Origin of the sequence: Streptomyces sp. NPDC005722, assembly GCF_040630935.1 — a bacterium.
Lineage (GTDB): Bacteria > Actinomycetota > Actinomycetes > Streptomycetales > Streptomycetaceae > Actinacidiphila.
The window spans coordinates 40,263-50,792 of record NZ_JBEXYN010000040.1; the positions used below are offsets into that span (position 1 = coordinate 40,263).

Below are 10,530 nucleotides of genomic sequence, written 5' to 3' on the forward strand. Positions count from 1 at the left end.
GCGTTTTCCCCATTCCTTCCCCGACCGGGGGACCCGGCACGGGTGCGCCGGACACGCCCCGCCGCCATGGGCTATGCCACGGGCACGCGGCGCGGGGCACGCCGCACGGGGCCTCCGCCGGCGGTCCCGGGTCCACAACCCGCCTCCCCGGAAACCCTGTACACGGACACCCCTTCCAGGCTGGTAAGGTTTCACCCGTCGCCGCCACGGCGGACGACACGCCCCCGTAGCTCAGGGGATAGAGCAACGGCCTCCGGAGCCGTGTGCGCAGGTTCGAATCCTGCCGGGGGCACCTCGCACGAGGTGCCAAAAGACCCCGCCACCAGCCAGAACGCTGGATGCGGGGTCTTCGCGTATGCGCAGCCGTGTGCCGCCGGAAGTGGCCGTATGACGGGGTCTGTGGACTATCCGTGGACGGGATCTTGAGGGATCGGCGCAGGTCAACGGGCTAAATGATGAGGCCCTCGGGCACTCGGTCCTCACCACGATCCAGGGCTGGACACTTCGACGCTTCGCCTCCAAGTCGCTTGCCCGTCTGGGGCCCGCCGAGCCTGGACGGGGTCGCCGGCCTCGACGCCAAGAGGGTCAGGTAACGTCCCGCCGGCAATGAACAAGGGAAAGGAGTGCTCGTCGTGAAGACGGGTCGACGAAGACTGGCGGTCGCGAGTCTCGCGGTGGCTGTGAGTGGGGCACTCCTATCCGGATGTGGGCCAAGCGCATTGGCGGGGAAATCCGCCAAGCCGCAGCCCTCGGCGCCGACACACAGAGTCCCGATATCGTTCCCCAAGCTTGCTTTCCATTACGTGGGCGCCTCCGGCATGGATGAAACCATGAATCAGACGCTGGAGATCAAGAACGACTATCACGCGTCCGTGGTGCCGGTCCTGTCCTTCACCCCGCTGGACAAGCATGATCACGTGCTCCCTCATGGGAAAGTGCGCACGGTGTACGGAACCGATCAGGGCAAGCTTGTTGCGCCATGGGGAATGAGCATCGACATCCTTCGATTCTCCGGTCCTGGCGAGCATGAGGTAGCGGATGTTCGAGTGAAGGTGCACCACATGCGCCTCGCCCAGAACCCCGCCGGCCCGCACGAGGTGACCACCCAGGCACTGGACAGCCACGGCCGCGAGATCACCAAGTTCGAACGCTTCTCGGCGATCCGACTCAGCAACGAGGACGACATCGCGGTCTCCGTGCGGATCGCCTACATCCTCTGGGACCAGCCACCCGCGGGCGTTACACAGCAAGCGGTCGAGGTCACCGAAATCGGAGGCCTTACGGAGGTACCTGCCCATGGGACGGCAGTCGTGCGCGTGACGGGCAAAGCGGCCGCCGCGGTGGCACGCAACTCCAACGGCCCGGCAGTAAGCATCAAGGCTTACAACTCCCAATGAGCCAAAAGGCTTGCGGTGCCTCGCAACAACGAGGGCACCGCAAGCCTCCTGCGACATCGACCTCGCCGAGGTCGCACCCGCGGCCGCACGGGCACGGGAGCACGTCATGGATCATTCGTACTCGCGCAGCAGGTCCTCGATACGGCGGTTCGCAACCTCCTGCCGCCCGTCGATGCACTTCGCGTACCGACTCAGTAGCACCTCCACACTGTTGCCCGCTCGCTCAGCGACCTCCGTGGCATCCACGCCGGCGTTCAGCCACGTCGACAGTGCCGAATGCCGTAAGTCGTACGGGCGGCGTGCGAGGGGCGATGCGGCCACCGCGGGAGACAGCGCCAGCAGCCGTGCCTCTTGCCAGGCCCGGTAGTAGGAGGACGAGGAGACCACTCCCCCGCCCTCGCTGAAAAACAGCCTCCCGTCGTCGGCCACTCCAAAGGTGTCGATGTGTTCCCGGAAGATCGCCACGAGCTGCGGAGGGATCGGAACCCGCCGTACGTCCTCGGCCGGCCGGTTCTTCAGCCCGCGGTCATCATGGCTCTCCCCCGAGTCGGTCCACAGCTTCCCGACACTCGGGCGCGTTCGGTGCAGCAGGGCGGAGCCCCATCCGGTGGCGGGCAGGGTGAGATCAGTCTCGGCAAGCCCGACCGCTTCGGCGGGGCGCAGGCCCCCGAAGTACATCGCAGCGAACAGGCCGACCAGACGTCGACCACGGGCACGCCGGTAGCCGCCGACGTAGGACACGGCGCACAGCAGGGAGCGGGCCTGGTGAGGGTTGGCGACGACCCGAGGGTCCACCTCGCTGGAAACCTTGGGCTTCTGCCAACGCACGCCGGCGAGCGGATTCTCGCAGAACTCGCCCAGGTCAACCGCGTAGTGCATGGCGTTGACGAGGGTCCGTCGCTTCCGGCGTACGGTCTCGGCAGCTGCGGCGGTGCCGTCGAGCTTGAGCTTGAGGGAGTCGAGTACGGCGCGTGCGATCACGGGGTCACCGAGATCGGCGAGGGGGCGGGAGGCTTTGGAGACCCAGCGGAGGGCATTTCCTATGTCCGTTGGGAGCTCCCGATCACTCGGCCCCTGCAGGACGAATGCCCAATTACGGAGGGCCTTGCGCAACACCTCCGCGGGCGGTTGACCAGGACGCTCGTCAAGGAGTGCCACGGTCACCGATGCCAGGGATTCATTGATACTGACGCGGGTGTTCGGCGCTGCGTGCGGCCACTTCATGGCCAGGTACCTGAGTGCGAATTCGTACCAGGTCAGTGAGGTCTTCTTTTCCGCCATCGACTCGGGGAGGCCACTCTCGACGTCGAACTCCTCACCGTCGTGCGAGGCACGCAGCAGTTTGGAGCGGTAGTGGTCGGCGAGGCCCTTCGTCCTGAACGTCTCGGAGAAAACCTGGCCGGCCACCGACCAGCGCACGTCGTACGACGGTGTCTTGTAGGGCCGCTTACGGACGCCCCAGATTTTGACCTGCAGAGACTTCATGCTGCGGTCCCCTCCAATTGCCGAAGCCAGGCCACGAAGTCGCTGCGCCACACTCGTAGCTCGCCGTTCGGCAACTTGAAGGCGTCCGGGCCGTGGCCCAATTCGCGCCAGCGATAGAAGGTGCGTCGGGACACCCCGCCAAGCTCAGCGAGGATCTGCGGGACGGTCATCAACTCGTCGCGGCTGCCAGTCACGGTGTGGGTTCCCCTTCCGTTCCGAGGGCGGGGGCGAGTGAGGCCACGAGCCAGGCTTCGGCAGGGGTCAGGCCCGTTCCGGCGAAGATCCAGTGGGAGAGGACGAGAGTGGTTTCCTCCGGGCATTCGATGCCGAGCGCGGTCAGGGCCTCAGCGCGACGCCATTCGGCACGGGCGTTGCGCAGGGCGCCGAGGGTGGTGGAGTAGCGGCGGGACTTGGTGGAGAAGTGGCCGCGGAAGCCGAGCATGTGGGCCCAGGCGCGCAGCCGGAGCTCTTCGGGTTCGGGGCGTGCGCCGAGGGTCCATGCCGTGCGGATCATGCGGCGTGCGTGCTCGGAAATCCGCAGATGCCCCAGTTCGGCCAGCAGCCTCAACGGGCGGTCCAAGGTGCCGGTGGCCGTCTCGGCGCCTTTGGTGGCGTACTTGGCGATGTAGGCCGCGACAGGTCCGCGGGCCCCTGGTCCACCGCAAGCGATGCAGATGGGCCGCCGTTTTGACAGCCCCGCTGACCATGATCAGACCCGCCATCAGTCGCTGAGTTACAACCTTCTCCACGGGTTCAAGGCGGCTCGCTCCGCTCACCGCGCGCGGCCCGGCCCCCGGCCGGGCCTGCGCTCCTGTCTCCGCCCCGCTCCAGCCCGGCCGGCGCCCGGGCCGCGCATGCATCAGGACAGTCTTGTTAGCTGGCCGGGTCGGGCGCCGGACGGCTACGGCAGGGCGTCTCCTGTCGGCTCTTCTTGGCAGGCGTTCCTGAGACGCTCGTCCATTTCAGCCGTCAGTTCAGTCAGCCGCGCGTAGAGCGCCTGTTCTTGCTTGGACAGGTTTCCGGACTTCATCCTCGTCAACAACTCATCCGTGGCATCGGACAGGACACCCAGGCAGATCTGAGCCGACTCGTTGAAGCCGCGATCGTACGCACTGAAGACAACGGCGCGTGTGGTCCCTTGGGCCCCCTCTCGTACCACGTGGCCAAGCCCGCGCAAGATCTGCTTGCCCCTCGACATGCTGCCCCTCCCCTTCCCCGTACGCGACACCGAGCTACTGAAGGTACCCGCCCGGCTGGCCCAGTTGGCGATCACGAGCGCTTGCGCCCGGTTGGCGACTGCCTGCGTCCGCTGCGGGGCCTCCGCCGAGCGACGCTGATGCGCCGTGACCACCGTCGGGCGCTGGGCCGCCGACGCGAAGGTCTGCGGACCATCAGCGCAGGTGAGAGGTGTCACAGAGCAAGGCAGCACCCTCACCTAGGTTGCTTCGGGACGAAGAGATCATCACGCTAGGTGCGACCCATCGCATCCGCCGTCGAGACTTGCTCTGGTTGACGGCGGACAGCGTGGCTCAGGCCGGTAGGGGTACCGCGACGCACACGCGCGCCTGCGCGGTCGGCTGACCCGCCATCGTGGCGGACTGTCGTCGGCTGAGGCTCAGACACGCCAAGGGGTCTACTCATGAGCTAGGAGGCCGAGGATGACCACGTCAACGAATGCTCCGTATACCCAGGCCGCGCGCCGCAACGTGCCCTCGATCGTGAACCCCGCCTTCTTCGGCGCCGCGATCATCGGAGCGTTGTCCGCCAAGGTCTCCACCTGCAGTCCGCGTACTGCGAACCCGCACTCGTGAGAATCCGACCAGAGCGTCGGCCAGCAGAACCAGACTGGCGTCAGTCCGGAGGACAACCTAGATCTGCCGCTCCACACGCGTCTCGACCAGGGACCGGTGCACGGCCCCCTGGACGCGACTGTGATCTTGGCGAGCATCGTCACACCGACGCAGTGCCCATGGTGGACAAGACGCCGCTGTCTCCCAAGAGAGGGGCGTTCGGCGAGTCAACCCTCTCCCAGTCGGGCGGGATCCACTATGGCGTAAGGGCAGGGTTCACAGGGCGTCGGGCCCGGTTCCGGGACAGTGGGTCGTGAGCACTCACGCCCCTTCGAAGATCGACTTAACCCGCTCAAGGAGTCCAGCCCACTCTCGTCTAAGCATCGTCTCAAGCTGCTCCTCGAGCTCTTGGCGGTCAGCTCCCTGGAACCAGGCCTGATTATGGCGTACAACCCGATTCCGATATCCCGGCCCCTTCCCCCATTCCTCCGCACTATCGAGCCAGAGTCGGGGATCCAGCTTAAACTGCTCGCGGTAGAAAGTGAGGCTGGCGAGTTGCATTCTGCGAAGCAGTTCGTCATACGCAGCCGTCAAGAGCCTTGAGGCTTGCGACAATAGTTCTTCGGCTTCTGGAAGAGAGTCGCAGAGGGTTTCACACAGGCTCGTGAACCCAGTGACTGATTCCTGCAATGCAGCTACGGCAAGCCTTCGCGCTCCGTGACCGAGCTGGTGCGAGTAGCTCAACGACCGCCACTCACCATCGCGGCGGACTGCCGCATGAACTGTGCTTGCGTGCGCTGAAGCAATCTCATCGAGCAATGCATCGTGCACGTGGCCATCAACCCTTGCCGGTGAGTCGTGCAAGCGAATCCAACTGGAAACATGTCGGCCGGCCGCGCGTTGAACTTCCTGAACCTGCTCCTGTTCAACATTATCGAGCAGACTCTGAGATTTCTTCAGAACGTCCCGCAACTGACGTTGAAACTCATCACGCGTGTGCAGGACGCGCTCACGGAGGAACGCTTGCAGTCGGTCAGGGTCGTCCTCGAGGGCGTTGACCGATAGGCAGGTCAGACAGCCGGTGGGGACTGAGCGCAGCGCTAACTTGTTCTTCTTTGAGCTCGTACCCTTCCTCATCCGACTCGACAAGCAGGCCTGATTCGTCCTGTACGGCCGCCGCTTCTTCGGGGCGCGCCAACACGAGGACAGCGCAGTTTGATTCGATTTGCGGATTGTTGATCTCCCGCGCCCGCTTGAGAAGGTGATGGACAGACTGCTCCGGGGCGTCGTTAAATCCAGAGCACAAAATCGCGACCGTATGCGAGTCCTCTAGATGCGCTTCCAAATCGGCTCGCGCGGTAAGCTGATCAATCCCTCGCGTATCGATCACACTAACTTCAAGGTCATCGATCTTCATCATCTGCGGGACGATCAAATCGATCCGTGCAGGAAGCGAAAAATCTTGGTGCCGACCGTTGTTAATCTGTTCGAACGTAGTCTTCATCCATTCTAGAGGCTCCGAAGCAAGCGAGGGATGGAACCACTCGTCGCGTCGATCCCTGCGGAGAAGGTTCATCCGTGTCAGCACCTCAACCACGAGCTCCCGCTTGGATGGGTTCTCCGCCGCGAGCGCCTTTGCCGGATCCAAGCGCTTCCGTCAGAGTCCTTCGATCTTTTCCTTTGAAGGCCGGACATGTTTCGAATCGCGCGCTCAATCTCCCGCGGAACGGCCTGAGCTACCTCCTCTTCGGCCGACTCTTGATTGTTCTGCAGTAGTTGTTCAACGAAATCGGTCACGTCCGCACGAATGTCATCGTGTGTGCGTGGCTCGACAATGACGCCATGCCCAGGCCCGACCCTGAGACGCACCTCACACAGTGTGATCCCTCCGCCCCCTGTTTCAAGGACGGGCACTTGCCGTCCTTGTCTACCTGGGACCTCGAGGGCCGTCGCACGGCAGATAGCCGTCGACTTGCCGATTCCAATACTGCCGATGAACGCGATCTGGTGATCGCGGCGGATCAGAAGCTCCGCTTTACTGCAAATTTCCCCGACATATTCTTTCAGTCGTTGCTGGAAGGCCGGATGCGCATGAGGCATGAGGGAGAGTGCATTCAAAGCTACCGCCCTTTGCTCAGCCTCCCATAGAAGATGCTGATCTTGATGATCAAGCGTCGGCCGAGGAAGGATTTTCCAGACCCGTTCGAGCACAGCCGCCAGCTCTTGAGCCTCCTGCGTGCCTATGGCCGTCAAAAGCGCCTGAAGCTCATCGTCGGAGATGGCGCGCTCGCCAGCCTCGATACGGGAGAGGACTGCCTGGCTCCAGACGAGCTGTCGCGCCAACTCAGCTTGCTTCAGGCCGGTTCGTTCACGCAGCTGGGCCAGTCGATGACCGAGCTGCACAGCGCCGATGTCCCCAAGAACCGACACGATCCCCCCTTACTGATCGTTTCAGAATGACGTGCGGAGTCGTCGGAGGCAGATGATGCTGCAGGCGAGTTCCAAGAGGCCCTGGTGAAGGTCGGCGCGGCGTTCGTAACGGGTCCGGAGTCGTTTGAACTGGTGGAGCCAGGCGAAGGTGCGCTCGACGACCCAGCGGGTCTTGCCCAGGCCGGAGCCGTGGGCGACGCCGCGCCGTGCGATCAGGGGCTTGATGCCGCGCTGCCACAGCAGCCGGCGGTACTTGTTGAAGTCGTAGCCGCGGTCGGCGAACAGCCGCTTGGGCTTGCTGCGCGGGCGCCCTCGAAGGCCCCGTATTCGGGGGATCGCGTCCAGCAGCGGGATCAGCTGCGTCACGTCATGCCGGTTCCCGCCCGTCACGGACACGGCCAGCGGGGTTCCACAGCGGTCGACGATCAGGTGGTGTTTGGAGCCGGGGCGAGCTCGATCGACCGGCGACGGCCCGACGTGATCCCCCCTTTGAGGGCTCTGACATGGGAGCCGTCGATCGCGCAGTCGTCCATCTCGAGCAAGCCGGTCTTGCGCAGTTCGGCAAGGAGCTCCGCGTGCAGCCGGGGCCAGACGCCGGCTTCGGTCCAGTCCCGCAGACGGCGCCAGGCGGTCACGCCCGAGCAGCCCACCACACCGGCAGGGACGTCCCGCCAGGCCACACCCTTGTGCAGCACGTAGACAATGCCCGCCAGCGCAACACGGTCAGGCACCCGAAGTCGGCCCGGGTGCCGGTGCCTTCGCTCAGGCTGCGGCGGCAGCAGCGGGGCTATGCGCTCCCACAGGTCATCAGGGACAAGATCATCGGACACCCCGCAGACCCTGCCGACGAAGATCGCTGGCTGCCAGCCGACACGCCGATCTCATTCTGAAACGATCAGTTAGTGATTGCGACAAGCTTTCAGCAACGTTGCTGCAATGTCAACATCGCAGCTAGGCCGCTCAGTTGGCGGCTAGGTGCTGTTTCTCGGATCTCCTGACGTGATCATGCGTGTGGGTTGACGCTGTTCAGCATGGTTGGCCGTGGAGACCTGACGAACGCGGAGTGGGGGCGGCTGGAGCCGCTCCTGCCTCGTGGTGGTGCACGTGGCGGTCGGTGGAGCGAGCACCGGAAGGTCATCAACGGGGTGCTATTCCGGGCCAGGACGGGGGTGCCGTGGCGTGACCTGCCGGAGCGCTTCGGGCCGTGGGAGACGGTCTACAAGCGGCATCGTCGCTGGTCGGCGGACGGTACGTGGGAGATGCTGCTGGCGCGTGTGCAGGCGGCCGAGAACGCCGGGGGCGGGATCGACTGGGATGTGTCGGTGGGCTCTACGACGGCCCGGGCCCATCAGCATGCTGCCGGCGCCCGCAGGGCCGCTCCACCCGTGATTGCTCCTGAAAAGGGGCCCCGCAGCGGGACAAATCGGGGCGATCCGGCGCTGGCGAGCCTGTCCGTCCGCCTGGCGGAGGTGGTCAGGCAGGCGAGTGCTTAGGCCGTTCACGCGGCGGCTTCACCACCAAGATTCACCTGTCGGCCGACGGCCGGTGCCGTCCGCTGTCCATCGTCCTGACGCCCGGTCAACACGGCGATAGCCCGCAGTTCCAGGCCGTGCTGGAGAAGATTTCGGTGCCGTGCATCGGGCCCGGCCGGCCCCGCACCCGGCCGGACAGCGTCAGCGCGGACAAGGCTTACAGCTCCCGCAGCAATCGCCGCTACCTGCGGCGACGCAAGATTCAGCACAGCATCCCCGAACCGAAGGACCAGCGGGCCAACCGCCGCAGGCGCGGTTCGGCCGGCGGTCGGCCGACCGGCTTCGACAAACAGCGGTACAAGAAGCGCAACGTCGTCGAGCGGGCGATCGACCGCCTCAAGAACTTCCGGGCCGTGGCCACCCGCTACGACAAACGCGCTTACACCTACCTCGGAACCGTCACCGTCGCAGCCCTGGTGATCTGGCTCCGCACATGATCCAAGAAACAGAACCTAGTAGGGCTTTGTTAGGTGGTGTCGTAGGGCTGCCATGGGGTGGGTTGTCGGCAGGTTGGGCAGGTGCCGGTCCAGGTGGCCAGGAGGTGTTGGAGCAGGTCCAGGGCCTGGTAGAGGGTCAGGCCCTGGCAGGGGCTTTTGGGCAGGTTCGTTGCTCGGTCAGGAACAGGTGGGCGGCGGTGACGAGGGTGACGTGGCGGTGCCAGCCGAGGAAGGAACGGCCTTCGAAGTGGTCGAGGCCGAGGCTGGTCTTCAGCTCCCGGTAGTCGTGTTCGATGCGCCAGCGTGACTTCGCGATCCGGACCAGATCACGGGCGGGGATGTCCGCGGGCAGGTTGGATATCCAGTACTTGACCGGCTCGTCTTCGCCTTCGGGCCATTGGGCGATCAGCCAGGTCAGCCCGATGACACCGTCGGCGGCCGGTCTCGGCCGGCGTCCGGCCAGCCGGACCCGAAGGAACACAAAGCGCGAGGTCAGCGCGGCTTTGGAGCCCTTGCGCCAGGTCACCGACACCGCCCCTTCGCGACCGACGGCCAGGACATGGTCGCGCAGGCTCACCGGCCGGGTCCGATAGCGCGGCAGCGGCCGGGGCCCGAGCCCGCCGTAGGGCGGCCGCTCGGGCATCGCATCCTGGCTGTGTGCGGTCATCTCGCCCTTGACCTGCAGCGAGTAGGCCAGGCCCCGGTCCTCCAGGGCATGCCGGAAGTCGGCGTTGGTGCCATAGCCGGCGTCCGCGACCAGCACCGCGGGCCGCAGTTTGCCGGTGGCCAGCTCATCGAGCATCTCCACCACGAGCTGCCACTTCGGGCGGTGGTGTTCGTCCTCGGGGATGCCGCAGCTCGCCCGCCGATCGGCCGCTTCGGGTTCATCCCAGCCCACCGGCAGGAACAGCCGCCACGACAGCGGACACGAGGCGGTGTCGGAGGCGGCATGCACGCTGACACCGATCTGGCAGTTGCCGACCTTGCCCAGTGTTCCGGAGTACTGGCGGGCCACCCCGGGCGAGGCGATGCCGTCCTTGGGAAAGCCGGTGTCGTCCACCACCCACACCTGCGGTCGCACCACCGCCACCGCCCGGCGGGCCAGCCCTGCCCGCACCACGCCCACCGGCCAGGTCGAGGACGTCATGAACTGCTGCAACTGCTGATGATCCACCCCGAGACGTCCGGCCATCGGCTGCATCGATTTGCGGCGCCCGTCCAGGAGCAGGCCGCGCAGATACAGACCACCTTTGGCCCGCTGATCCACACGCGCCAACGGCGCGAACACCTCCCCGGCGAACTCCTCCAACCGACCACGACACGCCGCTAATTCATCCGGCCTCATGACCGCAGCGAACCACCAGCACCGGCACCTGACCAAACAGCTAACAAAGCCCTACTAGGGACGGTCCGCGGCTGGGTGGGCAGGACTGCTCGCCAACGAAGCGAGGCTCCACAT

General features: G+C 65.4%; 10 protein-coding genes, 1 tRNA gene and 2 pseudogenes. 4 read left to right on the forward strand and 9 right to left on the reverse strand.

Translation table 11 applies throughout. The annotated features are described in order from the left end of the window. Window positions 1-220: 220 nt before the first annotated feature. Window positions 221-292 (forward strand) — tRNA-Arg (locus ABZ479_RS32510). 538 nt (window positions 293-830) lie between these two features. Further along, window positions 831-1,397 (forward strand): hypothetical protein, encoded by a 567-nt coding sequence (locus tag ABZ479_RS32515; RefSeq protein WP_500464895.1) that lies wholly within the window; start codon window positions 831-833, stop codon window positions 1,395-1,397. Between the two features lie 111 nt (window positions 1,398-1,508). Here the strand turns inward: ABZ479_RS32515 and ABZ479_RS32520 are convergent, their stop codons facing one another. From ABZ479_RS32520 to ABZ479_RS32535, 4 genes and pseudogenes are all read right to left on the reverse strand, one after another. Further along, window positions 1,509-2,882: a tyrosine-type recombinase/integrase gene (locus ABZ479_RS32520; RefSeq protein WP_500464896.1), complete on the reverse strand. Its 1,374-nt coding sequence runs from the start codon at window positions 2,880-2,882 to the stop codon at window positions 1,509-1,511. Then, window positions 2,879-3,052: a helix-turn-helix transcriptional regulator gene (locus ABZ479_RS32525; protein ID WP_026251821.1), complete on the reverse strand. Its 174-nt coding sequence runs from the start codon at window positions 3,050-3,052 to the stop codon at window positions 2,879-2,881. The genes ABZ479_RS32520 and ABZ479_RS32525 overlap by 4 nt, the downstream gene beginning before the upstream one ends. Before the next feature lie 20 nt (window positions 3,053-3,072). Next, window positions 3,073-3,519 (reverse strand): annotated as a pseudogene (locus ABZ479_RS32530) (replication initiator); the annotation flags it as partial. 264 nt (window positions 3,520-3,783) lie between these two features. Beyond that, on the reverse strand, window positions 3,784-4,080 hold the full coding sequence (locus ABZ479_RS32535) for a hypothetical protein (RefSeq protein WP_500464897.1): 297 nt from the start codon (window positions 4,078-4,080) through the stop codon (window positions 3,784-3,786). A 460-nt stretch (window positions 4,081-4,540) separates the two neighbouring features. Between ABZ479_RS32535 and ABZ479_RS32540 the strand changes: the two genes are divergently transcribed. After that, window positions 4,541-4,693, forward strand: coding sequence for a hypothetical protein (locus ABZ479_RS32540; protein WP_500464898.1), 153 nt, complete (start codon window positions 4,541-4,543; stop codon window positions 4,691-4,693). A 300-nt stretch (window positions 4,694-4,993) separates the two neighbouring features. Here the strand turns inward: ABZ479_RS32540 and ABZ479_RS32545 are convergent, their stop codons facing one another. The 4 genes from ABZ479_RS32545 to ABZ479_RS32560 form a co-directional block, all read right to left on the reverse strand. Next, window positions 4,994-5,644, reverse strand: coding sequence for a hypothetical protein (locus tag ABZ479_RS32545; protein WP_500464899.1), 651 nt, complete (start codon window positions 5,642-5,644; stop codon window positions 4,994-4,996). Between the two features lie 61 nt (window positions 5,645-5,705). Beyond that, a complete protein-coding gene (locus tag ABZ479_RS32550; protein ID WP_500464914.1) occupies window positions 5,706-6,320 on the reverse strand; it encodes a hypothetical protein in 615 nt (204 codons plus the stop codon). After that, on the reverse strand, window positions 6,254-7,102 hold the full coding sequence (locus ABZ479_RS32555) for a helix-turn-helix domain-containing protein (RefSeq protein ID WP_500464900.1): 849 nt from the start codon (window positions 7,100-7,102) through the stop codon (window positions 6,254-6,256). The genes ABZ479_RS32550 and ABZ479_RS32555 overlap by 67 nt, the downstream gene beginning before the upstream one ends. Before the next feature lie 21 nt (window positions 7,103-7,123). Further along, window positions 7,124-7,932 (reverse strand): IS5 family transposase gene (locus tag ABZ479_RS32560; RefSeq protein ID WP_500464901.1). Its coding sequence is split into 2 segments (ribosomal slippage): window positions 7,124-7,593 and window positions 7,593-7,932, totalling 810 coding nucleotides; the frame shifts between segments, so codons are not numbered across the junction. 201 nt (window positions 7,933-8,133) lie between these two features. Between ABZ479_RS32560 and ABZ479_RS32565 the strand changes: the two are divergent. Then, window positions 8,134-9,071: pseudogene (locus ABZ479_RS32565) on the forward strand (IS5 family transposase). Between the two features lie 136 nt (window positions 9,072-9,207). On the opposite strand, the gene ABZ479_RS32570 reads toward ABZ479_RS32565, so the two are convergent. Then, window positions 9,208-10,416 (reverse strand): IS701 family transposase, encoded by a 1,209-nt coding sequence (locus ABZ479_RS32570; RefSeq protein ID WP_500464902.1) that lies wholly within the window; start codon window positions 10,414-10,416, stop codon window positions 9,208-9,210. Window positions 10,417-10,530: the final 114 nt, after the last annotated feature.